The 24,984-nt window shown below is 56.2% G+C and carries 26 protein-coding genes; 13 read left to right on the forward strand and 13 right to left on the reverse strand.

Going from position 1 to position 24,984, the window contains the following annotated elements; translation table 11 throughout:
- Positions 1-81 precede the first annotated feature (81 nt).
- The 5 genes from ACOTTU_RS08675 to ACOTTU_RS08695 all read left to right on the forward strand — a co-directional run bounded on the left by ACOTTU_RS08675 (position 82) and on the right by ACOTTU_RS08695 (position 7,096).
- On the forward strand, positions 82-3,171 hold the full coding sequence (locus ACOTTU_RS08675) for an ABC transporter transmembrane domain-containing protein (protein ID WP_425657368.1): 3,090 nt from the start codon (positions 82-84) through the stop codon (positions 3,169-3,171).
- A 6-nt stretch (positions 3,172-3,177) separates the two neighbouring features.
- A complete protein-coding gene (locus ACOTTU_RS08680; RefSeq protein WP_425657370.1) occupies positions 3,178-4,083 on the forward strand; it encodes a CPBP family intramembrane glutamic endopeptidase in 906 nt (301 codons plus the stop codon).
- A gap of 57 nt (positions 4,084-4,140) precedes the next feature.
- Positions 4,141-5,094: an acetyl-CoA carboxylase, carboxyltransferase subunit beta gene (accD, locus tag ACOTTU_RS08685; protein WP_298915763.1), complete on the forward strand. Its 954-nt coding sequence runs from the start codon at positions 4,141-4,143 to the stop codon at positions 5,092-5,094.
- Positions 5,091-6,365: a bifunctional folylpolyglutamate synthase/dihydrofolate synthase gene (locus ACOTTU_RS08690; protein ID WP_425657372.1), complete on the forward strand. Its 1,275-nt coding sequence runs from the start codon at positions 5,091-5,093 to the stop codon at positions 6,363-6,365. The genes accD and ACOTTU_RS08690 overlap by 4 nt, the downstream gene beginning before the upstream one ends.
- A gap of 146 nt (positions 6,366-6,511) precedes the next feature.
- The gene (locus ACOTTU_RS08695; protein ID WP_425657374.1) at positions 6,512-7,096 is read left to right on the forward strand and encodes a hypothetical protein; all 585 of its coding nucleotides are present in this window, start codon (positions 6,512-6,514) and stop codon (positions 7,094-7,096) included.
- On the opposite strand, the gene zapE is transcribed toward ACOTTU_RS08695, so the two are convergent.
- Positions 7,093-8,151 (reverse strand): cell division protein ZapE, encoded by a 1,059-nt coding sequence (gene zapE / locus ACOTTU_RS08700; RefSeq protein ID WP_425657376.1) that lies wholly within the window; start codon positions 8,149-8,151, stop codon positions 7,093-7,095. The two genes, ACOTTU_RS08695 and zapE, sit on opposite strands and share 4 nt — an antisense overlap.
- A 133-nt stretch (positions 8,152-8,284) precedes the next feature.
- On the opposite strand from zapE, the gene ACOTTU_RS08705 reads away from it, so the two are divergent.
- Positions 8,285-9,526: an MFS transporter gene (locus tag ACOTTU_RS08705; protein ID WP_425657378.1), complete on the forward strand. Its 1,242-nt coding sequence runs from the start codon at positions 8,285-8,287 to the stop codon at positions 9,524-9,526.
- On the opposite strand, the gene ACOTTU_RS08710 is transcribed toward ACOTTU_RS08705, so the two are convergent.
- The 7 genes from ACOTTU_RS08710 to mbfA all read right to left on the reverse strand — a co-directional run bounded on the left by ACOTTU_RS08710 (position 9,523) and on the right by mbfA (position 15,280).
- On the reverse strand, positions 9,523-10,446 hold the full coding sequence (locus tag ACOTTU_RS08710; protein WP_425657380.1) for an alpha/beta fold hydrolase: 924 nt from the start codon (positions 10,444-10,446) through the stop codon (positions 9,523-9,525). The genes ACOTTU_RS08705 and ACOTTU_RS08710 overlap by 4 nt on opposite strands.
- Before the next feature lies 1 nt (position 10,447).
- Positions 10,448-11,359 carry an ornithine cyclodeaminase family protein gene (locus ACOTTU_RS08715; protein WP_425657381.1) on the reverse strand — a complete coding sequence of 304 codons (912 nt, stop codon included), beginning with the start codon at positions 11,357-11,359 and terminating at the stop codon, positions 10,448-10,450.
- Positions 11,356-11,976, reverse strand: coding sequence for an HAD-IA family hydrolase (locus ACOTTU_RS08720; RefSeq protein WP_425657383.1), 621 nt, complete (start codon positions 11,974-11,976; stop codon positions 11,356-11,358). Before ACOTTU_RS08720 ends, ACOTTU_RS08715 begins: the two co-directional genes overlap by 4 nt.
- Positions 11,977-11,989: 13 nt before the next feature.
- Positions 11,990-12,445 (reverse strand): YaiI/YqxD family protein, encoded by a 456-nt coding sequence (locus tag ACOTTU_RS08725; protein WP_425657384.1) that lies wholly within the window; start codon positions 12,443-12,445, stop codon positions 11,990-11,992.
- Entirely contained in the window at positions 12,442-13,272 is an 831-nt protein-coding gene (fghA, locus tag ACOTTU_RS08730) for an S-formylglutathione hydrolase (protein ID WP_425657385.1), read from the reverse strand. Before fghA ends, ACOTTU_RS08725 begins: the two co-directional genes overlap by 4 nt.
- A gap of 67 nt (positions 13,273-13,339) precedes the next feature.
- On the reverse strand, positions 13,340-14,269 hold the full coding sequence (locus tag ACOTTU_RS08735) for an AEC family transporter (RefSeq protein ID WP_425657387.1): 930 nt from the start codon (positions 14,267-14,269) through the stop codon (positions 13,340-13,342).
- 36 nt (positions 14,270-14,305) lie between these two features.
- On the reverse strand, positions 14,306-15,280 hold the full coding sequence (gene mbfA / locus ACOTTU_RS08740) for an iron exporter MbfA (RefSeq protein WP_425657389.1): 975 nt from the start codon (positions 15,278-15,280) through the stop codon (positions 14,306-14,308).
- A gap of 136 nt (positions 15,281-15,416) precedes the next feature.
- On the opposite strand from mbfA, the gene ACOTTU_RS08745 reads away from it, so the two are divergent.
- A complete protein-coding gene (locus tag ACOTTU_RS08745; RefSeq protein WP_425657391.1) occupies positions 15,417-16,055 on the forward strand; it encodes a TetR/AcrR family transcriptional regulator in 639 nt (212 codons plus the stop codon).
- Between the two features lie 133 nt (positions 16,056-16,188).
- Here the strand turns inward: ACOTTU_RS08745 and ACOTTU_RS08750 are convergent, their stop codons facing one another.
- From ACOTTU_RS08750 to paaI, 3 genes are all read right to left on the reverse strand, one after another.
- Complete coding sequence (locus tag ACOTTU_RS08750; RefSeq protein ID WP_425657393.1) at positions 16,189-17,229, reverse strand: methyltransferase domain-containing protein; 1,041 nt, start codon at positions 17,227-17,229, stop codon at positions 16,189-16,191.
- A gap of 90 nt (positions 17,230-17,319) precedes the next feature.
- On the reverse strand, positions 17,320-18,630 hold the full coding sequence (paaK, locus tag ACOTTU_RS08755) for a phenylacetate--CoA ligase PaaK (RefSeq protein WP_425657395.1): 1,311 nt from the start codon (positions 18,628-18,630) through the stop codon (positions 17,320-17,322).
- The gene (paaI, locus tag ACOTTU_RS08760) at positions 18,627-19,079 is read right to left on the reverse strand and encodes a hydroxyphenylacetyl-CoA thioesterase PaaI (RefSeq protein WP_425657397.1); all 453 of its coding nucleotides are present in this window, start codon (positions 19,077-19,079) and stop codon (positions 18,627-18,629) included. The genes paaK and paaI overlap by 4 nt, the downstream gene beginning before the upstream one ends.
- A gap of 111 nt (positions 19,080-19,190) precedes the next feature.
- On the opposite strand from paaI, the gene ACOTTU_RS08765 reads away from it, so the two are divergent.
- Complete coding sequence (locus ACOTTU_RS08765; RefSeq protein ID WP_298915806.1) at positions 19,191-19,538, forward strand: DUF2794 domain-containing protein; 348 nt, start codon at positions 19,191-19,193, stop codon at positions 19,536-19,538.
- Between the two features lie 39 nt (positions 19,539-19,577).
- Here the strand turns inward: ACOTTU_RS08765 and ACOTTU_RS08770 are convergent, their stop codons facing one another.
- Together ACOTTU_RS08770 and ACOTTU_RS08775 are read right to left on the reverse strand one after the other, a co-directional pair.
- Complete coding sequence (locus ACOTTU_RS08770; RefSeq protein WP_425657398.1) at positions 19,578-20,363, reverse strand: NlpC/P60 family protein; 786 nt, start codon at positions 20,361-20,363, stop codon at positions 19,578-19,580.
- 150 nt (positions 20,364-20,513) lie between these two features.
- Positions 20,514-20,894, reverse strand: coding sequence for a hypothetical protein (locus tag ACOTTU_RS08775; RefSeq protein WP_425657758.1), 381 nt, complete (start codon positions 20,892-20,894; stop codon positions 20,514-20,516).
- A gap of 146 nt (positions 20,895-21,040) precedes the next feature.
- On the opposite strand from ACOTTU_RS08775, the gene ACOTTU_RS08780 reads away from it, so the two are divergent.
- From ACOTTU_RS08780 to ACOTTU_RS08800, 5 genes are all read left to right on the forward strand, one after another.
- Positions 21,041-21,691 (forward strand): carbonic anhydrase, encoded by a 651-nt coding sequence (locus tag ACOTTU_RS08780; RefSeq protein ID WP_425657400.1) that lies wholly within the window; start codon positions 21,041-21,043, stop codon positions 21,689-21,691.
- 56 nt (positions 21,692-21,747) lie between these two features.
- Positions 21,748-22,725 carry a sodium-dependent bicarbonate transport family permease gene (locus ACOTTU_RS08785; RefSeq protein WP_425657402.1) on the forward strand — a complete coding sequence of 326 codons (978 nt, stop codon included), beginning with the start codon at positions 21,748-21,750 and terminating at the stop codon, positions 22,723-22,725.
- Between the two features lie 4 nt (positions 22,726-22,729).
- Positions 22,730-23,041 (forward strand): P-II family nitrogen regulator, encoded by a 312-nt coding sequence (locus ACOTTU_RS08790; protein WP_425657404.1) that lies wholly within the window; start codon positions 22,730-22,732, stop codon positions 23,039-23,041.
- 36 nt (positions 23,042-23,077) lie between these two features.
- A complete protein-coding gene (locus ACOTTU_RS08795) occupies positions 23,078-23,488 on the forward strand; it encodes a hypothetical protein (protein ID WP_298915819.1) in 411 nt (136 codons plus the stop codon).
- 126 nt (positions 23,489-23,614) lie between these two features.
- Positions 23,615-24,955: a hypothetical protein gene (locus tag ACOTTU_RS08800; RefSeq protein ID WP_425657406.1), complete on the forward strand. Its 1,341-nt coding sequence runs from the start codon at positions 23,615-23,617 to the stop codon at positions 24,953-24,955.
- The last annotated feature ends 29 nt before the right edge of the window (positions 24,956-24,984 follow it).

The raw sequence follows: 24,984 nt of genomic DNA on the forward strand, positions 1-24,984 counted from the left end.
TCCTAAGTTGACCAGACACCCGCATCTGTGCGCTTGTTTGACACAATGGTTCGTGGCCAATCCATTACCGAAAGCCGTTTCATGGAATCTTCTCTTTTTGCCTTCATTTGGAAGTTTTCGAAACGCGAACAGCTGTTTTTGCTGTTTTTTACGCTGTTCACCTTTCCGTTCCTCTACGCGACGCTGGAGCTGCCCAAGCGGATCATCAACGATGCCATTGGGGCTCAGGATAGCAGCATTACGGTGTTTGATTTCACCATGACGCAGACGCAATTCCTGATGGCGCTCTGTTTCCTCTATTTGGGTTCCGTACTTGTGCATGGCGTCCTCAAAATGCGCCTCAACACGATGAAAGGTGTGCTGGCCGAAAGGCTCCTTCGCCGCTTCAGATATCAGCTTCTCAACCGGATGATGCGGTTCCCGCGCATCTATTTCCGCAACACCAGTCAGGGTGAACTGGTTTCCATGGTCACGTCTGAGGCAGAACCCATGGGGGGGCTGATGGGGGATGCGGTCGCGCAACCGGTGTTTCAGGCAGGTCAAATGCTGATCATCGTGGCCTTCCTCTTTGCTCAAAGTGTGTGGTTCGGCCTTGCCGGGATCGCCCTGATACCGCTTCAGGCCTACGTCATCCCGATCCTGCAGCGTCAGATCAACCAACTGAACAAGAAACGGATCGTCGAAGTACGGCAATTCTCGTCCGAAATTGGTGAAACGGCAGCGGGTATTGGCGATTTACGCACAAATGGGGGTCTGCGGTACCGTTTGGCCGTGTTCTCTGACCGTTTGGGGCGGCTCTTCGATATCCGCTTTCAAATTTACCAGAAGAAATTCTTCATGAAGTTTCTCAACAACTTCATTACACAGCTCACGCCGTTTTTCTTTTACTCGGCCGGGGGGTATCTGGCCATTCAGGGCGAGATCACGGTCGGAGCTCTGGTGGCCGCACTCGCGGCCTACAAAGACCTCAGCTCGCCGTGGAAAGAGCTGCTGACCTACTACAATCAGGTACAGGACATGTCTTTGCGCTGGGAGATCGTGATCGAACGTTTCGCCCCAAAAGATATGATTGATGAGAGACTCTTTGAGGGTGAACCGGAAGAAATCCCCCGCCTCGATGGCGCAATTTCGATTCAGAATGTCACCGTGCGCAACTCCGATGGCAATGCCGTTCTGGAGAACATAAATCTGGAAATACCCGCGGGCGCCCGCGTCGCCATTCAGGCAAGCAGTCAGATCGAACGTACGGCCCTTGCCGAAGTGCTGACCCGTGAGGTGCTGCCCACCCGCGGCAGCGTCACTATCGCCGGACGTGATCTGGAAGACATGCATCAGGCCGTCATCGCCGCGCGGATCGGCTATGCCCATTCGCGGCCCTATCTCTTTGACGGGACCCTCGGTGACAACCTTCTGATGCCTTTGAAATCAAGCCCGAAAACCATACTTTGGGACCCCAACGGGAAAGACAAGAAAGCCAATGAGGCCAGAAAATCCGGCAACAGCCTCGACAGTATTGAGGCGGATTGGGTGGACCCGGGTCTCGCCGGATTAAACACAACCGAAGAAATCCGGGGGTGGTGGTTCCGCCTGGTGGAAGCCATGGGCCTGGACGAGGTGATGTTTCGCCTGATGCTGAAGTCCCGCATGGATCCGGAGCAGCATGCGCAACTGGCGGGCGACATCGTGGGACTACGCGAAGAGGTTCACGAGAAGCTTGTGGAGCGCGGGCTGGACGGAGTTGTGAACCGGTTTCACCCAGATGAGTTCAACCCCTCGATCCCCCTGGGCGGTAACCTGATGTTCGCATCGCCCAAACGCGACATCTCTCAACGCGGTCTCGCAGCGGAGCAGGATTTTCTGGCCTTGATCAGCGAACTTGGGCTCGCCGAGCAGGGGATTGCGATTTCACAAACGCTGATCGAAACACTGCACCAGACCTTTGGCATGGACGGAACCAGCCACCCGCTGTTCACAGCGCTCGGCATCGAGGACGAGCTTTACGAGCGCATGGTCGACATCGCCACACGTCGGCAGGAAAAGGGCGATCAGGCTCTGACAGAAGAAGAGTTTGCATTGCTTCTGACCGTCCCATTTGCCTTTACAGCGGAACAGATCGGGCCCGGGTTTCCAGAGAGCTTCAAGGAGGAAATCCTTCAAATCAGGAAATCCAAGAGCGGCGAAATGCGCGAAAGGATGAGTGGCATGTTTGTGCCTGTCGCGCCTGAAAACTACCTGCCTCGCCTCACATTGATGGAAAACGCGCTTTACGGCAGGGTGTCCGGCATTGCCGGTGTTCAAGGTGAACTGGTCGAGGATCTCGTCGCCGAGGTGTTACAGGCGCACGGTCTGAAACGGCAGGTTTCCGAAACCATTCTGGGCATCAAAACCGGCCTTGGCGGCTCCAATCTGGCCAGCGCCTTTCAGGAGCGCGCAGCCTTCAGCCGCGCCGGTATCAAGCGCCCCGATATTCTCATTCTCGACACGGTTCTGGCCAGCCACGATTCAGACAGCCGCATTCGGACGCGCGCGAAATTGCAGGACCTTCTGCCCAATACCACCATGATTTTCCTGGAGGACACATTCAGGAATCCAACGGCCTATGATGTATTTGTCGAAATCCGGAACGGGCGCATAGACGGGATTGAACAGACGGACGTGCAGGACACCGAAGACAGCGGTTCGGATGACCTGCGCCGCAAGATACGCGAGATTTCCCGTACCGATCTGTTCTCCAATCTGGACTCGCGCAATCAGCGCCTTCTTGCCTTCTCTGCCCAGTGGTATACCGCCCGAAAGGGCAAGCGCATCTTTGCTATGGGAGAACGGGCGGATGCGGCCTATCTGTGCCTGTCCGGCAATGCCATGATGGGCTATCGCGACGATGACGAGACATGGCATGATGTCACAGCCGTGGGACCCGGACGGTTAATCGGCGATCTGGCCATCATTCTTAATGAGCCCCGTCAACTGGACCTGATTGCCCGAGAGGATACGAAGTTTCTGCGCATCGGAGCCGATGAATTCAAATCGGTGATTGCAACCGACCCCACCGTCCTGATGAGCCTCTTGCACACTGTCGCTGGCCATCTGACCGGTGCTGCGGAATTGCTGAGGGAAGCGCGTCTGGACGTCCCGCAAGACGATGATGATACCGAGAAAACCGACGCCTGAGGATTGATGAGTATGTTCAGGCGAACCGACTATCGCGCGCATCGACGTCTCGTGGACCCCGCGCGCGAGAAAGCGCAGCTATGGCGGCTGATCATGGGCCTGATCCTCGCATCGGGTGTCTATCTGATCTGCAATCAGACCATGTACCGGACGCTTTTCACCTGGCAGGGCAAGAACGTAGAAGCCTTTGCCCGCTCGCTGGCCGCAGGGACAACGCCCATTGCGATGTACCTCACACTCCTGAGCTTTGGGTTCATGATACTGGGCGTGGCCATCGCGCTGCGTGTGGTGCACAACCGGGGCTTGCCAGCTGCCTTGGGGGACGGGCAACTGTTTCGACAGCAGATGGTCTCCGTTCTGGTCCTGCTGATCCTGATCAACATTGCCATCTGGGTATTGCCGCCGTGGGATCTGGGAGCGCCGCTTGTACCCAACATGAACCTTAGCCTCTGGGCCGTTTTGCTGCCTTTTTCCCTTGTCGCAGTGTTCATTCAGGTCAGCGCAGAGGAAATTCTGTTTCGCGGATATATCCAGCAACAGCTTGCCGCACGATTTAACTCACCGCTCATCTGGATGCTGATGCCTGCGGGTTTGTTCGGATTGGGCCACTACCTGCCAGACACCGCCGGCCCAAATGCCTTACCCATCGCGCTTTGGGCCATGATATTCGGCATAATGATGGCAGATTTAACGGCACGCGCGGGCACACTGGCGCCAGCCATCGCAGTACATTTCATCAACAACGTGACAGCCATCTTGATTGTCTCGCTGCCCGATGAACTTTCGGGGCTTTCGCTCTACCTCAGCCCTTTCTCGCTTGACGATACCGAGACCGTGCGCGCCTGGTTGCCGGTCGAGTTCGGCTTCATGATTGTCAGCTGGTTGGGCGCACGCCTGGCCATCCGGCGCTGATTGCACTTTCCCTGTGACCTGACTATTTAGGAGCCAAGGGACGCCAAAGGAACCGCCATGAACTGGATCACCAACTATGTCCGGCCTCGGATCAATTCGATCTTCTCGCGCCGCGAAACACCGGACAACCTGTGGACCAAATGCCCCGAATGCGGGACGATGCTGTTTCATCGCGAAGTGTCGGACAATCTGAATGTCTGCACCAACTGTGATCACCACATGCACATCACCCCGCGGGACCGGTTTACGGCACTGTTCGACGGCGGGATTTTCACCGAGGTGAAGGTCGATGCGCCCAAGCCCGACCCGCTCAATTTCCGCGATCAGAAACGATATCCTGATCGGTTGAAGGCCGCGCAAAAACAAACCAGCGAAGCTGAGGCCATGCTGGTGGCCAGCGGTGAGATCGGACGCACACCCATTGTGGCCGCCGCACAGGATTTTTCTTTCATGGCAGGCTCCATGGGAATGTATGTGGGCAATGCCATCATCGCGGCTGCTCAGGAAGCGGTTCGGCTGAAACGGCCCCTGATCCTCTTTTCTGCCGCAGGTGGCGCACGGATGCAGGAGGGTATTTTGAGCCTCATGCAGATGCCCCGCACCACCGTGGCGGTTGAAATGCTCAAGGAAGCTGGCCTGCCTTATCTCGTCGTGCTGACCCATCCAACAACAGGCGGCGTTACCGCGAGTTACGCAATGTTGGGTGATGTGCATATCGCAGAACCGAACGCGCTGATCTGTTTCGCCGGTCCGCGTGTTATCGAACAAACCATCCGTGAGAAACTCCCCGAAGGCTTCCAGCGCGCGGAATATCTGCTGGATCACGGGATGCTGGATCGGGTGACGCCACGGGGTCAGATGCGTGACGAGCTGATTTCCATCACGCGTATGCTGCTCGGTCTGCCCCCGGCAGTTCGGGGCGACCTGCCCCCACCTGAACCGGGCGCAGAACTTCCCCACGCTTTGTCCGAAGAGGAAGAGCAAGCACCCTCTGAGACTGCCAAGAAATGAGCCACACAAAATCGGACGTTATCCTGGAACGGATGATGGCCCTGCACCCGAAGATCATCGATCTTACATTGGATCGTGTCTGGCGGCTGTTGGATGCCTTGGGAAATCCGCAAGATGACCTGCCGCCTGTAATCCATATTGCGGGGACAAATGGCAAGGGCTCGACCCAGGCCATGATCAGAGCTGGCTTGGAAGCGGCGGGGCACAAGGTACATGCCTATACCAGCCCCCATCTGGCCCGCTTTCATGAGCGCATTCGGGTCGTCGGGGAACTGATCTCCGAGCCCGATCTCTCGGCCGTTCTGGACGAGTGTTATGCAGCCAATAATGGCGAGAACATCACCTATTTCGAGATTACCACCTGTGCTGCGCTTCTCGCATTCGCTCGCTCAAAGGCTGATTACACGCTCCTAGAAGTTGGTCTTGGCGGGCGTCTGGACGCGACGAACGTCGTTGCAAATCCGAAAATGACCGTGATTACCCCTGTCTCCATCGACCACCAGCAATTCCTTGGCGATACATTGGCGGAGATCGCCGCCGAAAAAGCAGGAATTCTCAAGCGCAATGTGCCCTGTGTTGTCGCCCGTCAGGAAGAAGAGGGTTTGGAGGTTATTGAAACGGTTGCGACCCGTGTCGGTGCGCCTCTTTGCGCCTACGGTCAGCAATGGCATGTGGCGGCAGAGCGCGACGGAATGATTTTCCAGGATGAGACAGGCCTGCTAGATTTACCACGCCCGAACCTTCCCGGCGATCATCAGCTGATGAACGCAGGCGCGGCGCTGGCAGTGTTGCGGCAACTTGGTATCGGCGCGCAAGCCTGTGAAATGGCGGTCAGCAATGCACACTGGCCCGCACGCATGCAGCGTTTGTCAAAGGGACCGCTGGTCGATGGCGCTCCTCAAGCTGAGATTTGGCTTGACGGCGGTCATAATCCTGCCGCTGGCGAGGCCTTGGCAAGCCACCTGAACAGCCTGCCGGATCGGCCCACCGTCCTCATTTGCGGGATGTTGAACACCAAGGATATTGGCGGATACCTGCGCCCGCTGGCCAAGGTTGCAGACGGGCTGATCGCTGTGTCGATCCCGGGCGAGGCCAATACGTTACCGGCAGAAACCACGGCACAAGCGGCAAAAGAGGTCGGCATCTCCAGCCACACTGCTCAAAGCGTACAGGATGCGGTGGCTGAAATCACCTCGACAACCCCCTCGGCGCGAGTGCTGATCTGCGGTTCTTTGTATCTCGCTGGCGCGATATTGCGAGAAAACGGTTAAACTCCTGAAGCCGTATCAACTCCAGATTTAGCTATCCTCGCGCGATATTGACGTGTGGATAACGCTGCATCTATATGTTGTGGCGGATAATGCGGGCTGACGCCATTCATGTATGAGGCGCATCAGGTCTGTCGGGGGAATATAAGATGAAAACGCGAGATCGGGAGTTCGCTTCCGAACTTGATTTGACGCGAATGGTGATGAGACCACAATCGTCCCCAAGTGTGATGCGCTGGCCCTTTGTGGTTATGGTGTTATTGAGTCTGCTCACTGCTTCGGTCATCTGGGCATTCTATGGGGGCGATCGCAGCGAAATCCGCTCCGCAGCCGTACGGCAGGGGGATGCTGCCGCTCAGCAGGAAGTGTCCCGCTCCGCGCCGTCCTTATTGGAACTGACCCCAGCCTTGCCCCTATCGACCGGTGAGCCTGTCAGCCATCAGCTGCGCCTACCTCTCCGATTGACCGATCGCACCGCCCAGAAGCATAATCTGCCATATCTGACATCGCGTGCTTTGGCCCGGTTCAATCATGAGACCACGCCTGGGGATGTACTGCATGATCTGCTGGTACAGACATTGGCCGAAGGTCAAAGTGATGCTTACGTCAACGCAACCCTCAATTCGGCGCTGAGCCAGGGCGCGTTTGCCTCTCCGATCGGTCTGACCACACCCTTTGGCGAGATCGACACGGCACGCTTATTGGCCGCGGTTCTTGCTGAAGCAAAAAACTAGAAACCCCAGCCTTCCGATTGCATCTCGCGCAGGCGCGAGGCCGTGCGTTCGAATTCAAATGTCCCTTCGCCTTCCAAATAAAGCATCTCTGGTTTCGCGGCAGCAGAGCAGATCAGGCGCACTTTGGCCTCATACAAGGCGTCAATCAGCGTCACGAACCGTTTGGCTTCGTTGAAGTTGTTACGTGAAAGGGTGGGAATGTTATCCAGCATCAGGACCTTCACAGCATCGGCAAGCGCCAGAAAATCCGCTGGCCCCAGAGGTTTCCCGCAAAGGTCATGAAAGCCCGCGCGTGCAACACCATTTCTGAACGCGGGCAACTCAACCTCTCTGCCTTTGACCTTCAGGATCAGCCGCTCGCCCGCCCCTCCGGTAAGGTCATTCCACATGCTATCCATTGCGGCGCGGGCCACAGCATTGACTGGTGTGAAATAGACAGGTTGCCCGCCCAGCCTATCCTGTCGGTAATCCGTTGGGCTCGCCAGTTCAACGACGTGCATCTTCTCTTTAATCAACTCGATAAATGGCAAAAACAGGTCCCGGTTCAGCCCGTCCGTGTAGAGCGCATCAGGCACACGATTGGACGTGGTCACCACCACCACCCCATCGGCGAAGAGGGCCTCAAACAGCCTGCCCACAATCATGGCATCCGTGATGTCAGTGATCTGCATCTCGTCAAAGGCCAGCAATCGAACTGAAGCAGCTACGTCTGCCGCAACCGGCGCAATGGCATCCTCCACACCGGATTTGCGAACCTCATGCATGGCCGCATGAATTTCCTGCATGAAAGCGTGAAAATGCACGCGCCGCGCCGGGATGTCGCCCAGATGCTCGACAAACATATCCATCAACATGGATTTGCCACGTCCGACCCCGCCCCAGAGATAGAGACCCTTTGGCGGTTCTGGCGCTTTCCGAAACAATCCCTTTTTGACCGGCGTGTTGAGCGCCTCCCGAATCCGTTCAAATTCGGGCATGACGGTCAGTTGCGCGTCATCGGCCTGTAGCGCCCCCGCATCGATCAGTTCCTGGTATATTGCACCTAACGTCTTCATCCCTCAGCAATACCGCGCGCTTGTGGCGGAGAAAAGGCAGCACTTGCATCACGTCCTGTGATGACACTGCAAAAAACGCTGATTTGACCCTCAAGATGGCGGCGATAATATCGCCCCAACCGGAGGCTTCTTCATGCAAACCCGCCCCCCCCTGATCACACCGGTCCTTGTTGTCGGCTGCGTCATCATCATTGTCAGCTTTGCCATTCGCTCGACCTTCGGCGTGTTCCAGATCCCCATCGCGGAAGAATTCGGATGGCTGCGCGCTGAATTTTCGCTGGCCATCGCCATCCAGAACCTCGCCTGGGGGATCGGGCAGCCGCTTTTTGGCGCGCTGGCCGAGAAAATCGGGGATCGCAAATCAATCGTGCTAGGGGCGATCATCTATGCCCTTGGGCTGCTGCTGACCGCGCAGTCGACGACCCCGGCCGAGCAGCAGCTCTACGCCTGGCTTGTGGGCTTTGGTATCGCGGGTACCGGATTTGGCGTGATACTGGCGGTTGTCGGGCGTGCGGCATCCAACGAGAACCGCTCCATGTCGCTGGCCATCGTGTCGGCCGCCGGAAGCGGGGGGCAGATATTCGGCCCGCCACTCGCAGAATGGATGCTGGGTTTCATGACCTGGCAATCAACCTTCCTGCTTTTTGCGGCCGCCATCCTGCTTGTGCTTCTCACTTTGCCGATGATGCGTGCGCCAGCCATGGCATCAAAGACCGAGCTGGAAGAAAGCCTGGGCCAGATTCTCGTCAAAGCCTTTCGCGATCCGTCCTTCACGTTCATCTATCTGGGGTTTTTCTCCTGCGGGTATCAGGTGGCCTTCATGACGGCGCATCTGCCCGCCTTCATCACCGAGCTGTGCGGGCCGATCATGCCGGGCGGAATGCTGGACAACCTCGGGATCAGCACGACGTCCGCTCTTGGCGCGGTCGCAATTTCATTGATCGGCCTGGCCAATATCGCGGGCACATTGCTGGCCGGATGGGCGGGTAAATACTATTCGAAAAAATATCTGCTGGCGGGCATCTACACAGGGCGCACCATCATCGGGGCGCTCTTTATCATGCTGCCCATCACGCCAACCAGCGTCATTCTGTTCTCGATTGGCATGGGGATGCTGTGGCTGGCGACAATCCCGCTGACCTCGGGTCTCGTCGCACATATCTACGGGCTTAGATACATGGGGACCCTCTACGGCATCGTCTTTCTGAGCCACCAACTTGGCAGCTTTATGGGTGTCTGGCTGGGTGGGCGCATGTATGATGTCTACGGCGACTACACGCTGGTCTGGTGGATCGGTCTTGCGGTTGGTGCCTTCAGCGCCATCATTCACCTGCCCATTCGTGAACGCAGGCTGGAGGGTTTGCAGACCGCCTAAGCCGATTGATGGGCAAAGACATTGATGTGTTCCAGCACATCAACAGTGTGGGAGTAGGTGAGACCATGGCCGGCCCCGTCTATCACCTGATTTTGAACGTCCGGGTTCCAACCTGCGAGGGTTTCGGCGGAGGATAGTGGGATCACATCATCCTCGCGCCCCCAGATTGCCAGGACAGGCACATTTTCGTTGCGCAGGATTTGATGGTCCGGTTGCAAATCCTCGGCCAACATGCCGCGCAGACTGGCATGAACCGAAGGCACGAAGCCGCGCCAGTTCAATTCAGCATCCTGCATCGCATTGATGCCCGCGACACTGCTGGGCTGATCTTTTTCCGCCTTCAGACCCTTGCGGAGCAGCGTCGGATAAAACTCCAGCATCAACCAGGTCCCCAGGATCGGCGTGCGCGCCGCAAAACCAATCAGACCTTTGCGAATATTGCTCATCCCGGCAGGTGCCAGAAGTATGAGTCGCGAAATCCGGTGCGGTTGACTGGCTGCAAAAATCGAAGCGATTGCGCCCCCCATCGAATAGCCAATTACGGTAATATTATCTTCAACCCTCTGATCCTCCAGCAGATCGCCCAACTGTTGCAAAAAGAACGCGCGATCCTGTTTGCCTCTGGGTCTGTCGGAAAATCCGCGACCGTAGAGATCATAGGTCAGCACCCGGTAGCCCATAAGAACCAGCCCCTTGGTGATCCCGCCCCAGACGAAACTTGGCGTGGTCAGACCATGGATGCACAGGGCAATCGGCCCCTCTGCAGGGCCGGACCATTGGTAGTGGGTCACACCTTGCGACAGCGTGGCAAATTCCCCGGGCGCATTGGCGCGGGCGGCATCGTTCATCGGTTTGCGCGTGGCTTCCACAATCAAGGGCGACGCGATGAGGCCCGCAATGATCAGGTACACCCAGATCACATCATGCCTCCCATTGGTCCAGAATGTAGCGGCTCGTCATCAGATCCAGATGCGCACCGCCGCCATTCTTGAAAAGCGTGATCTCCTCATCGGACTGCCGTTTAAAACGCTCAGGCGCATAGTAATCGGCCACAATGTCATCAGGGGTGATGACACCCGTTTCGATAGGTATTTTGATCTCTCCAATATGGCCGACCGTGGTATCGAGGCTGTCCACGAAAACGCGCGCGCGGGTGATGGCGTTGTCATCGACCTCGCGCATATCGGGACGATAGGCACCGATCAGGTCAATATGCTGACCCGGTCGCAACCACGCGCCTTTGATCAGCGGCTCCGTTGACATGGTTGCACTGGTGATGATGTCGGCCTGCGCAACAGCATCGGCCAGATCGGTCACCACTTTGAGGTCGGGGATTTTTGCGGCCATTTTTTCGGTTTTTTCGCCTGTACGGTTCCAGATCGAAAACCGCGCGTCGGGGAACGCGGCCCGATAAGCAGCATGCAGACCGTGGCCTTGCGTGCCTGCGCCAACGATCAGAATGTCTTTGCTGTCTGGACGGGCCAGCCTGCGCGCCGCTAGCAGACTGTCCCCCGCCGTTTTCCATTTGGTCACCAAATGAAAGTCGATGATGGCCTGCAAGGTGCCGTCGCGATCCGAAAACAACATGACACCACCGTTGATCGCCGCGTCGCCCTGCGACCTGTTGCCCGGAAAAACCGTGGCGGATTTGACGGCGAGCCCCAACCCGTCAATCCAGGCAGCGCGGTTCAGAAGCGTGTCCGGATCGCGGTACAAAAACGTATCTGCAATTTCCGCTTTGGGCATCAGGTGGCCCGCCGCCAGCGCCTCTGTCAAGGCGAGCCAATCAAGACAAGCGTCACCATCCTCAAAGGAGATCACGGGCGCATTCATAGAGCTTCATCCGCGGTCAACAACCCGGCGACGACCAGCCTTTCGGCCCATCCCTGCGGGCCTTCAAACAGATGCGTCTGCCATCCAAAAGATTGTGCGGCAACAATATTATCCGCACGATCATCTGCAAAAATCAGGTCAGCACCGCCGAGGCCCGATGTTTCCTCAACCTGAGCATAGATGTTGGGGTCCGGTTTGGTCATGCGCATGTGACCGGAAATGAAATCCCGGTCGAAATCATTCAGAAACGGGTAATGCGTCGCCGCATAGGCATAGCTCTCCACCCCGAAGTTGGTCAGCGAGAAGACCGGCACCTGCTTGGCCTGCAAGGCTTTCATCAGGCGCACCGAATGTGCGATCACCGGGGTTGCCATTTCGATCCAGCGGTCATGCCACATGCGTATTTCCTCACGCCATTCCGGCGTCGCCTCCGCCTGCGCATAGATGGTTTCGGTGAAAGGATGGCCAAGGTCCACCAGTTCATTCATGCTATGCAAATTGACTTCTGCAAACATCGCACGGCGACGTTCCTGCCCGATGACCGCATCATAAAATCGTTCCGGCTGCCATTCGATCAGCACGTTGCCAATGTCAAATATCACTGCTTTTGGCTGCATGATCCGCCCCAATTTATTTTGTTGTTTTTGCCGCGCGCAAGGCACGTTCCAATGCATCCAGAAAACGGGAGCGGTCTGCTTTTGTAAAGCCTTTGCCGCCGCCCTGCCTGAACGGATCAGCCGCCCGCAGATCGGCCATCAGGTCACGGGTAGCCAACACATTGCCGATATTGGTGGCTGTCAGTGCTTCGCCATTGTGTTTGAGCACCTGCGCGCCCGCCTCGACACATCTGGCCGCCAGAGGAATGTCGCCCGTGACAACAACATCGCCCGCACCGCACCGCTCGGCGATCCACATGTCGGCAACATCCGGCCCGTCGGGCACGATCACGGTATCGACCAGCGGGTTTTGCGACGGGCGCAATCCGCCATTGGACACCACATACATTTTTACCCGGTGGCGGGTTGCAACTTTCTCTGCTTCGGCTTTGACCGGACAGGCATCCGCATCAATGAAAAGCTGCGTCATGCGTAAAGCGCATCCGCGTGGAAAGCGACATGTTCTTCCATGAAGGTGGAAACAAAGAAGTAGCTGTGATCGTATCCCGGCTGCATGCGCAATGTCGCCTGTTGCCTGCGCGTCGCGATGGCATGGGCCAGCGCTTCGGGCTTGAGCAGGTCGACGAACTGATCATCGGTACCGGTATCAATGAGGATGGGTCCATCAAAACCCTTCTCCTGCATCAGCAAAGTCGCGTCATGTGCCACCCAAGTGCTTTCGTCCGGGCCGAGGTAGGCGCCAAGCTGTTTGCGGCCCCAGTCACTTGCCGTCGGATTGGAAATAGGCGCAAAGGCCGAAACCGACCGGAAGCGTCCGGGCAGCGCCATGGCCATGGTCAGCGCGCCGTGTCCGCCCATCGAATGCCCGGTGATCCCCTGCCGCGTCATGTCCAGCGCAAATTTTTCGCCCAGCAGCTTGGGCAATTCTTCGGTCACATAGTCCCACATGCGGAAATGCGCGGCCCACGGCGCTTGCGTCGCATCTACGTAGAACCCGGCCCCCTGCCCAAGATCATAGGCGTCGTCATCAGCCACGCCTTCGCCTCTGGGGGATGTGTCCGGAAAGACCAGCGCAATGCCGTGTTCCGCCGCCCAGGCCTGCGCACCCGCTTTGGTCATGGCGTTTTCATGCGTGCAGGTCAGCCCGGAAAGATACCACAGCAAGGGAACCGGGCCGTCCTGTGCTTCTTCTGGCATGAACAGGCCAAAGGTCATGTCACAGGCACAGCTTTGGGACGCATGTGAATACACGCCTTGCGTTCCGCCAAAGCACGCATTCTCCGAAATGGTTTCCATATCAATCTCCTGTAAGACGGCTATCTGTTGGCTACCCTGCCGGGGCGCTTGCGGCAAGGGTTACGGATCATACCGGCGACACCCAGGCGATGATGCCACTCACGGTCACGATACTGACGATCGTGGAAAACAGGATGGCGGCGGAGACGCGATGCGGTGCGACACCGTAATGCTGTGCGAGGATATAGACATTGCCTGCCACCGGCAGGGCAGCGGCGGCGATGATCACGGCGGCAAAATAGGGATCCGCCGGGAAGATATAGAGCACACCGATTGCCACGAAAAGCGGATGCAGGCCCAGTTTGCAGATGGTGAGCCAGGCGGCCACCTGGATGCGTTCAGCGGATTTGCTGGCAAGCGATGCGCCAATTGCAAACAGCGCACCCGGGGTCGCCGCCCCGCCCAGGATGGCCAGAAATTCGTTGGCGGGCGCAGGGATGGGCCATTCGGAAAAAGACCATGCAAGCCCGAGAACAATCGAGACGATCATCGGATTTTTGACAAGCCCAAGACCGACGGTCCTAAAGATGCCAAAATTCAGCCGACCGTCGCGCGATCCGGTGATGAGGATAACGATGAGGCTGGAAAAAACGATCAGATCAACGGCCAGTGCCATCATGATCGGTCCAATCGCAGCGGCCCCCATCAATAGAGTCAGCATCGGCACGCCCAGAAAGCCCACATTGCCAATGGCGGCACATTGCGCCTCCACGGCGGCGGTGGCCACATCCAGTTTTCGAAAATAGGCAACCAGGGTGGCGATCAGATAGACGGCAAGCGTGCCCAGCAGGTATCCGGCCACGAGATTGGCGTCCCAGACATCCGACAAGGACAGGTTCGCGGAAAACCGAAACAACATCGCGGTCAGGGCAAAGTAGAAGACGAATTTGGTGAGATAGGCCGTGGCTTCTTCACTGAAGAACCGCGTGTAGCCCGCCCAGTATCCCAGACCGATCAAGGCGAAAAACGGGACTGTCTTCAGGAAAATCTCAATCATGAAAGGTTGTTAGTGCGAAGTGTACGTGCCCGCAAGTCACCCCGAACCGATCAGCACGCCCGCCGCAAAGACCAAGGCTCCCCCCATTACGACCTGCAGGGTCGCGCGCCAGAATGGCGTGTCCATGAAGCGGTTTTGAATCCATACAATCGCCCAAAGTTCAACAAACACCACGGCAATGGCGATGACTGTCGCGGTCCAGAAATCAGTGATGAGATAGGGCAAGGCATGACCCAGACCACCCAGCGTTGTCATGATGCCGGAGGCAAAGCCACGTTTGATTGGTGATCCGCGGCCCGATAGCTGGCCATCATCCGACGCAGCCTCTGTGAATCCCATGGAAATGCCCGCGCCCACGGAAGCGGCAAGCCCGACGAGGAAGGTTGTCCAGGTATCCTGCGTGGCAAAAGCCGTGGCAAAGATCGGGGCGAGCGTTGAGACGGATCCATCCATGAGCCCCGCCAGACCGGGTTGCACCCAGGTCAGCAGGAACTGGCGATGCGCTGCCTGCTCCTCGGTCTGTCGTGTGTCTGCGTCAAGGTGCTTGGCTTCGAGATCTTCCGCAGCAATCTGATGGCCGGCTTCTGCGGCAGCAAGATCGCCCAAAAGCCTGCGCGTTGTTGCATCCGACGTATGAGCAGCGGCATTGAGATAAAATCTCTCCGCCTCGCGCTCCATCGCTTCGGCCTCGGCCCGCATGCGCTCAAGGCCAAGGTTCTCAATCAACCAGACGGGGCGGCGATTATAGTAACCTGCAACATGTTCTCGCCGGATCAGGGGGATCGTGTCGCCGAAACGTTCCTTGTGCAGATCAATCAAACGCTGTCGATGTTGATCTTCCTCTAGCGCCATTCCTTCGAAGATATGCGCGGAATCCGGGAAATCGGCACGCAATCGTTCTGCATATCCACGATAGATGCGCGCATCATCTTCTTCGGAAGAGATCGCCAGAGCCAGTATTTCCTGCTCGTTCAAATCTCGGAACCGTTTGCGGTTAAAGGAAAAACGCATGATCACCTTCCATATTTAGAATCGTTCTAATATATAATATCCTCCGGGACAATCGCGTTTACCGAGGCCGACATTGGAATTTGCTTGGAACTGAACGGATCGGTTTATATTCTGGGGTCGAATACCAGGAGACTCCATGGCAGCCACAGCAGAAATGATCCGAAAGGGTCGCAAGTTCGATCAGGTGCTTGAGGGGGCTCGGCGGGTTTTTATGGCGGATGGTTTCGAAGGCGCTAGCGTCGACGAAATTGCCCGGGTAGCAAGTGTCTCCAAGGCAACGCTCTACAGTTATTTCCCGGACAAACGGCTGCTTTTTATGGAGGTGGCAACAACCGAGTGCCAGAGGCAGGCCCGCGATGCCTTGGACAGCATCGATATGGCGGCAGAGCCTCGTGAGGTTCTGTTGCAAACAGGTCGCCATTTCCTCCGGTTCATCACGTCGAAATTCGGGCTGCAAATTTTCAGAATTTGTGTCGCGGAATCGGATCGTTTCCCGGAACTCGGCCAGAAATTCTATAGCTCCGGCCCAGCGGTCATGCGAGCCGAAATGGCCGCCTATTTCGAACAGGCCGAAGCGCGTGGTGAATTGCGCATTGATGATCGCATCCTGGCCGTCGACCAATTTGGCGAGCTCTGCAAAGCGGATGTCTGGCCGCGTTTGATTTTCGGGGTAACCAAATCCGTGAGCGAAGCAGAGATCGAACGCGTGGTTCGCGGTGCCGTGAAAACTTTTATGGCGCGATATGGTGCTGGCCAGGGTAGCGCCCAAAGCTAGATCAACGCCTGAACCGGGGAAACCGCCCATTCCCGGCCCTCTGTTTCAACCTTTGACATCAGACCAATCGCCTCGGCTTTGAAGCACGTGCGGCATTCTCACGATTGAGGCGGCGACAATAAGTACTTCGGGGTTATCGTTGCCTGTTCTTGCGCGCAGCATTCATCACCCGCAAACGCGTGAAAAAAGCCTCCCCCATGAGGCGGCGAGCGAGATGCTTTGGGTTGAAAAACGAGTAAACCGACAGATCGGAAAGTCGAAAAACCTGTCTGGCACGAACCGTTTTGAAAGCTTGCGCTCCAAGGCCAAATTGAATTTCGTGCAGCAGTTTCATGCGAACGTCTTGGTACTGATCAATCGCCGCTGTCGGTTTGAGTGGTTTTCGCAAATGGACAAAAAACTCGTGGCCCCTGGTTGGCGAAATTTCCAGGATTTCAAAGTCGAGAATTTCCAACCAGATGAGATCGCAGATCATCAACTCAAATGTCTTGTCAAACATCGCGCTGAAATGAGAATCCACATAGTCAAAAGACCCGTCGAGCCTACTAACATATGTTTGATACAGGCTTTTCAGGTCGACCTGAGACCTGAATTTTCTCGGCTCTGCTTGATCGAAATTGAAAGCGAGATGCCGTGTATCTCCCTCAGCATATTCGGCATACACACTGAACGCCTCAAATATTCGGGCAGGTGACGGCATATCAGTTGGCCGGTGATATGCGTCCAACCACTCTGCCAAATTTGTGGGGTATCTGAAGTGATCAAAACATGTGCGGTAGTCTGGAATGGCCATGCTCAGCACCCCGCCGTCCTGCAGAATCTCAGCACATCCGGCCAAAAACTTTATGGGGTTCGGCAGATGTTCAAAATTATGCGACGAAACAATGTAGTTGATGGGATGTTCCGCCCGAACGGCTTCAGAAAGTGCAACGATGTCACTGGCGTCACCGATCACATCAACGTCCTCGATAAGCGCTATTTTTTCCTTTTCAATTGTAACGTCCTTTGCCGCTCGCTCGCGAATAGTGTCGGTGTCGAACACATCCATCACGATTGTCCGGTATCCGTCCGACCTGGGCGCGATCGGCGTGCAGTAAGGCGCAACCTCTATCCCGGCTTGGCTCTTGTCGATGTACTTTCTGAGCTCCGACAGACGATCAAATTTTCCTGCCATGGTGCCATTCCCGTCTGTCTGAACAAGTTTTATTTGAGGATCACGAAAAGGCGCTTGATTCAAGTCCACACGATCCCGAACAGGCGTTCCCTAGCTCTTGTTCCGGTGATCGCGTATCCTGATTGCCTTTCCGGCGGAGCGTTCGACAGCGCCAACATCTCCGACCTCAATGGATACGCTGATCCCAACCGTTTGCTTGATCGCGGCCGCCAGCGCGCTTGCGCTTCTTTCACGATCTGCGGCACCCATGGAGGCATCGGCGGCTTCACAAAGAATACGCATCTGATCCATGCGAGCGGGGCGCGTCAATTCGATCTGGAAATGTGGCGCGAGGCCGGACGTCGCCATCAAGGCTTCTTCGATCTGCGTCGGGAAAACATTCACACCCCGCAGAATGATCATATCGTCGGAACGGCCTGTGACTTTTTCCATGCGGCGCATCGATCTGGCCGTTCCGGGCAAAAGCCGCGTCAGATCGCGGGTCCGGTACCTGATGATCGGGAAAGCCTCTTTCGTCAGAGACGTGAAAACCAGCTCTCCCTGCTCTCCTTCGGCAACCAGTTCGCCTGTTTCCGGATCAATGACTTCGGGATAGAAATGGTCCTCCCAGATATGCAGACCGTCTTTGGTCTCCACACATTCATTGGCAACACCGGGGCCCATGACTTCGGAAAGCCCATAGATATCGACGGCATGCATGTCGAAAGCCTGCTCAATCTCGTTACGCATGGCGTTGGTCCAGGGCTCCGCGCCGAAGATACCCACCTGCAGTGACGATGCACGCGGATCGAGACCCTGCGCTGCGTACTCATCCAGGATCGACAGGGCATAGGACGGCGTGACGGTGATCCCGGTTGGTTGAAAATCTTCAATAAGACGCACCTGCCGGGGCGTCATCCCACCAGAAATCGGAACCGTGGTCAAACCCAGAGCATCGGCACCAAGATGAATGCCCAAACCCCCGGTGAACAATCCGTAACCATAGGCATTGTGCAACAAATCCCCGGGTCTGAGGCCCGCCGCGCGCAAAGATCGCGCAACCACGGCCCCCCAGTTTTCCAAATCATTCTGCGTATAGCCAACGACCGTCGGTTGCCCGGTTGTCCCCGATGACGCGTGAATACGGGCGATCTGATCGCGCGGTACGGCAAACATCCCAAACGGATAATTAGCCCTTAGATCGGTTTTGACCGTGAATGGAAATTTCGCCAGATCGCAGAGCGTCTTGAGATCATCCGGATGCAGGCCGGCGGCATCAAAACTCTGCCGGTAGAAGGGGACGTTTTCATAGGCGTGGCGCAGGCTCCATTGCAGGCGACCCAGTTGTACACTCGAAATTTCGTCCCGACTTGCGATTTCGATGGGGTCGAGGCTCGCACGATCCGGCGTCAAATCCTTCATGCCTTGTCTCCGTCTTCTGCGTAGTGGTGTCCGTTGATGGTACGCGACAATCCGCGAAACAGTGCAACAAGATCGCCCTTGTCGTTGGTGACGCGAACATCGTAGGTGCCTGATCTTCCTGTGCGGGCCGTCTCAACAGCCTCAGCCGATAACCTGTCACCCAACTGCCCTGGCATCAGATAGGTGATCTGATTTTGCTGAGCGACTGTCAGTTGATTGTAGGTGTTGCAGGCAAAGGCAAAGGCGGAATCAGCCAACGTGAAGATATAGCCACCATGGCAAATCTCGTGCCCGTTCAGCATATGCGGCAGCACATCGAACGAAAGCGTGGCACGTCCCGGCCCAATCCTGTCAATTTTCATACCAAGCGCCTGACTTGCCGCATCTTTCTCCATCATTATGGCTGCACATTTTTCCGCGCGGGTCTGCGCCCAATCCTGATTTATCATTTATGTTTCCGAAATTTCATGTGGATTGAAATTTTGTAACAAATTGAACTCTCGCTGTACATCAAGAACGTGGGGACTTGATTTGGGCGCCGAAGAGCGCAAGTCTAAGGTATGAACTTTCAAGTGCCACCGTCCGGCAACTCTGCCTCGGTTCCTCCGGATCAGATTGCATTTCATCGTACGGAATTGTCAGTGATCCTTTCGCTATACGGTCGATTTGTTGCCGCAGGTGAGTGGCGCGACTACGGCATTTCCTGCCTCCGCGACGTTGCCGTTTTTTCCATATTCCGGCGCACGGCGGAAAACCCGCTTTATCGGATCGAAAAACGTCCAAAACTGCGTGACAAACAGGGCATGTACACCGTTGTCGGAATGGACGGCCAAATCATGCGGCGCGGACATGATCTGAAAACAGTGTTGCGGGTACTGGAGCGCAAACTGATACGCGTCGTGGAATAGCGGTTCCAATTGCAGCACTCATCGGTGAGCTTTTTGGCGCTAATCCAGTCGCTTATGCCCCGTAACCGGCCCATCGCCCTGTGCCGAGATCCGGGAAATCGCGGCGTCGATGTTTTCAATCGCCACGGCCATATGTCCGGCATTTGCATGAATGATGGTGTGTTCATCAATCACAAGGGCCACATGGCCCGTCCAGAATAAGAGATCCCCCGGCTCGTAGGAGGCACCAGGGGCCACTGTTCTGCCCAAGGACTGAAGCTGTTGGTCGCTGTCGCCGGGGCAGGGCGTGCCACAAGCCAACAGGGCTGCCTGAACCAATCCGGAACAATCTATTCCCCAGGCCGAATTCCCGCCCCAAAGATAGGGCACCCCCATGAACAGCCTGGCGACGTCAATGGGATTGTCGGCCTTGTCCGACAGCCGGTGAACATGTTGGCGCGGGACAAACCCTTCGGGCGTTTCGATGAACGTAGGCGTTTCCGAAATCGCCGAAAGCTGGCTGCCAAAAGACAGGCACAACTGCTCTGGGGATTTGAGATCACCTTCAAGATATACATGGGTTGAGCGCGCTGTGACCTGGTGCGTTGCATCGCGGCATGCGGTCAATGACTTGGCCTGAACAAAGCCACAATACCCGTCTTTTTGCGCCCGGATGAGCCGCCATTCGGCGTCGTGGCGCAAAACTGTCACCCGCTCTCCAAAGAGCAGCTGGCGGTCGCGCGCGCCGTCTGGTTGGCGGCATAAATCCACAATCGGCGCCATGATTTGCATGGGCTCTGACCGCGTCGCCAGATCTGGATCAGGAACGCTGCGTGGATCGGTCATGGGTTTTGCACCCAACCGCGCTGTATCGGGGGTGCTTGAGCGATCTGCCTGCTGAGAGAGCCGGGTGCAAAGAACGAGAGCATGTGCCAGGACCTTTTGTCTGAAATGCCTGACTGGCAGAGTAACGCCTTGGCCCTTCAGCGCAACCGATCAGATCGTGATGTCCTGCAAATCCCAGATTGCTGTCAACGATTGCTCTCCGGTGCGGATCAAGCGCGCCAGAGTTGCCGCAATAGCCGGTCCGTCGTTTGCATCAATAGCGTTTATGACATCAGCGGACACACGTGCCAGCACATGCATGCCAATCTGCTCCGCGATGGCAATCAATGAGCGGGAACATTTGCGTAGCTCGTCGTAGTTCGCGGCACTATGCAACCTGCTGCAGTGGGACAGGCGCAGCGCCAACTCCTCCATCGCGCGACAAACGACATCTTCAGCCGCAGCTTCTCCAAGCTCGGCATAAAGGGCGCCCAGACGATCCTGATCGACATGTACGGTCTCTTTGAGCCTGATTTTCAGGACCTGATCCATAAAACTCACCTTTTTGTCCCCACGACACGCGGACTTTATCTCGCGAAATCCTCTCCAAAGTGTTGAAGCCGGCCACCGATTTCTCTCGAATTCTATGAGAATTCAGGATAGTTGCACTCAACCACAAGGACGATCGGGACAGAAAAATGGAACAGGCAAAACCGCTTCCGGGATATCTGGTGCAACGCTATCACGGCTGGAAAGCCACGGGCTATGCGGAAAACAAAGCATGGTATCGCAGGCTTGCCAGCGAGGGTCAGCATCCACGGGCGATGGTGATTTCATGTTGTGACAGCCGCGTGCACGTCACGTCGATTTTTGGTGCCGATCAGGGCGAATTCTTTATTCACCGCAACATCGCCAATCTTGTGCCACCTTACGAGCCCGACGGCGATCATCATGGCACTTCGGCTGCGGTCGAATATGCGGTGACGGTGTTGAAAGTGGCGCATCTGATCGTATTGGGTCACTCCAGTTGTGGAGGCGTTCAGGGATGTCTTGACATGTGTCGGGGCCAGGCACCCGAACTGGAGCAAAAACACAGCTTCGTGGGCCGCTGGATGGATATTCTGAAACCAAAGTATGAGCTTGTGTCAGCCGAGCCTGATATGGAAACTCAGGTGCGGCAGCTTGAAAAACATGCGGTCCTGACCAGCCTCGAAAACCTGATGAGTTTTCCCTTCATACAATCGCGTGTCGATGACGGTGAGCTGACCCTGCACGGCCTTTGGACCGACATCGGTGAGGGTGGTCTGGAATATTATAACACCGAAAAACACCTGTTTCTGCCCGTCTGACCTTGATGAATTGAACAAGTGTTTTATTTCCCGACAGATGTTCAGGGAGTGATTGCATGGACCAGATCTTAGCGCTTGCGGCGAACAACCTTTTGTCGCCGATCATTCTGTCGTTTGCCCTTGGGGTTGCGGCAGCGCTGGCGCGGTCTGATCTCAGCGTGCCCGAAGCCGCCGCCAAGGCGCTTTCCATCTACCTGCTTTTTGCCATCGGTTTCAAAGGGGGTGTCAGTGTCTCTGCCCATGGCATTGACGCCAAACTGGGATTTTCACTGATTGCGGGTATCTTCCTGTCCGCGGCCTTACCGATCATCGCATTTGCGCTGCTGAACGTCATGACCGGGCTGAGCCGGCTTGATGCAGCCGCGGTTGCGGCCCACTACGGGTCAATCTCCATCGTCACATTCGTTGCGGCCACTTCGGTTCTGGAAAGCAGCGGAATCGCGTCCGAAGGCTATATGGTTGCGGTCGCAGCAGCGATGGAGGCTCCGGCGATCCTGTCGGCCCTCTGGCTGATTTCACGCGGCGGGGACGGTCGCCGCATGGATCGTGATCTGTGGCGCGAGATTTTGCTGAACGGGTCAATTGTTTTGCTGGTGGGATCCTTTTTCATCGGCTGGGCCACCGGCGAGGACGGTCTGGCGGAGATTTCCAGCTTTATCGTTGCTCCCTTCAAAGGCGTCCTGTGCCTGTTCCTGCTGGACATGGGCCTTGTCGCAGGTCGCGGATTGCGCGGCGGCGGTGGCGTCCTGCGTCCCGGGGTGCTCGCCTTCGGCCTGGTGATGCCTGTCATCGGCAGCGGCTTTGGCCTCATTGCAGGCCTGTTGCTGGGGCTTTCGACCGGTGGCGTTGCCCTGATGATGGTTCTGTCAGCCTCGGCCTCCTACATTGCGGTACCCGCAGCAATGCGTGTCGCTCTTCCGGAAGCGAACCCATCCATCTATCTGACGCTCTCTCTTGGTGTTACATTTCCCTTCAACCTGACGCTTGGCATTCCGCTCTACATCGCGGTCGCGAGCGCCCTGACCGGAGCCTGATATCATGAAGACGCATAAGGCCAAACGTGTCGAGATCACCATCGAAGCCATCATGCAGTCCCGCCTGACCGACGCTTTGATCGGGGCCGGTGTCACCGGTTTTACAGTGCTTCCTGTTTTGGGGGGAACGGGCCGGTCCGGAACATGGGTGCGCGCCGGTGAAATCGGTCGCGCCAGCGGTATGGTTCAGGTTATCTGTATCATCCGCCCGGTACGGCTGGACAGTCTTCTCAAAGCCGCCTTCGCAGTTGTCGAGAAACACATCGGCGTTGTGAGCATTGTCGACTGCGAAGTTCTGCGCGCGGAACGATTTTAACCTTTTCTAAACCAAAATTAAGGAATCCTCGGCGGCATGAACAAACGTACCGTCACGGTCCAGCTTCCGGCCGATTTGTTTCTTGCAGTACATGATCTGGCAACGGAGCAAGAGGGCACCGTGGCGACGATTGTCGAAGACCTGCTGGTCGCCCACCTTGCAACGCACAAAGGCGCAAAGAAGAAAGCTGAAATCGTCGATGAACGATTAATCTTTGCTTTGCAGAAGTTGCTGTTCCGAGACATGGCCGAAGCAGAAGGCTGGGACGATCTTGACCTGCGGCTCCGGCGTCATGGGTACTACCTCAAAATCGCCTGGGGCGGATTGGCGCTGCACACGGAAACCAGCGGTCACAAACTGTGCAACACCGCCGACCTGGGATTTTCCTACGTCACTTTCCTACGCCGTTTCGGCCCGGGCAAACCGAAAGACCCCCGGTCGGAATAGACTGGCGCCTATCGGTGCACCACACCCCAAAAGCCAAGTTTCGCTCTTCAATTGTGCTGCGATCGGCTAGGCTGGCTGTAAATGTCTTGTGCTTGGCCATGGGTGGGCACCATAACCGGTGAAGGTATGGCTAAAAACAACGAGACATCTGGCGCGCGCACGAAACAGGAAGTCGTCATTCTGGTCCATGGAACCTATGCGACGGCCGATGAGGACGAAGGTCTGCTGTGGTGGCAAAAGGGAAGTGATTTCTACGAGAACCTGGCACGACAGCTTCCGGATCACATCCGCATCGTGGAACCCGGAGAAATCTTTCGCTGGGGTGGCGAAAATAACCAGCTACATCGTATGGCTGCAGCCCGCAAACTGAAAGACTTTGTTCAAACCTATGAGGATCAGAACATCCCCTATCACATCGTGGCGCATAGCCACGGTGGCAGCGTTGCCTGGTACATGATCTGTTGGGCGGAGCTACGGTATGCTATCGATCCCACACAACAATTAGCCCGATTTCTACTCAGAAGATACGCTAAAACAAAACTACCAAACTTGCGAAACCTGATTACTGTTGGGACCCCTTTCATCCATCTACATCCGCAAAAATTGTTTCTCAGGCGATCAGACATCGTCAAATTCCTTCTCAAAGCCCTTTTCTGGGTGCCAGTTTTCATTGGCATTGCATTTCTTGCCTCAAAACTGCAGGCAGACATTGGCCAAAATAGGGTATTCGGTTTTTGGACGTTCGCAGGTGTGTTTGTCATTTCGATCTTGGCCTGGATCCTGTTTGCGGTTTCCAATCTGAGAGTTCTGCCCAGACAGCAAGCTATAATCGATGGCCATCTGCAAAGAGTTCTCGATTTGCACGGTCAAAAATGGTCGGGTCTGTGGTCTCAGGATGATGAGGCCATCGCGTTATTAAGAGCTGCCCAACGCTTGTCTCAAACGCCGCAAATTTTAAATGGTGTGCAGTTGGATATCCCCGACGAGCTACTTGGAATCAAACCGGGAGTTCTTTCGCTCCCTTCCCGGTTAATTCTCAGAGTGTTTTTCTTACCGACACGGATCGTTGTGCGCCTGTGGATCGGGTTCTTTCTACCGCTATTGGACCGCCTGCTGAAGGCACGGCTTGCTGGTATCTTGCTCGGAATGAGTCAATTGAACATCGTGAAATCCGTCGAACCCTGGCCGCATGAAAGCCTGAAGCGGGAGAGCCCCTTGCCCGAAGCGGTTCAAGCCGAATTGCGCACAACCTGTGATGCAGCTCTTGCAAACTCGTCGTCGGGTACCCGACCTGCCTTGCGTCATCTCTCCGTCGGCGCGGTCAATGATGCCATGAAGGCTTTTGGGGATACAAATAATGTGCTGATCCACAATAGCTATTTCGCGAATTCGTCCGTTGTAGACATCATCGCCGGGATCATTTCTGCGGATCGGGGCGCGCGCGGTACAAAAAACCCGCCAGTTTGACCTGACGGGTTCATGTTTCGATTGGCGCA

Origin of the sequence: Roseobacter sp. EG26 (genome assembly GCF_049830555.1) — a bacterium.
Taxonomy (GTDB): domain Bacteria; phylum Pseudomonadota; class Alphaproteobacteria; order Rhodobacterales; family Rhodobacteraceae; genus Roseobacter.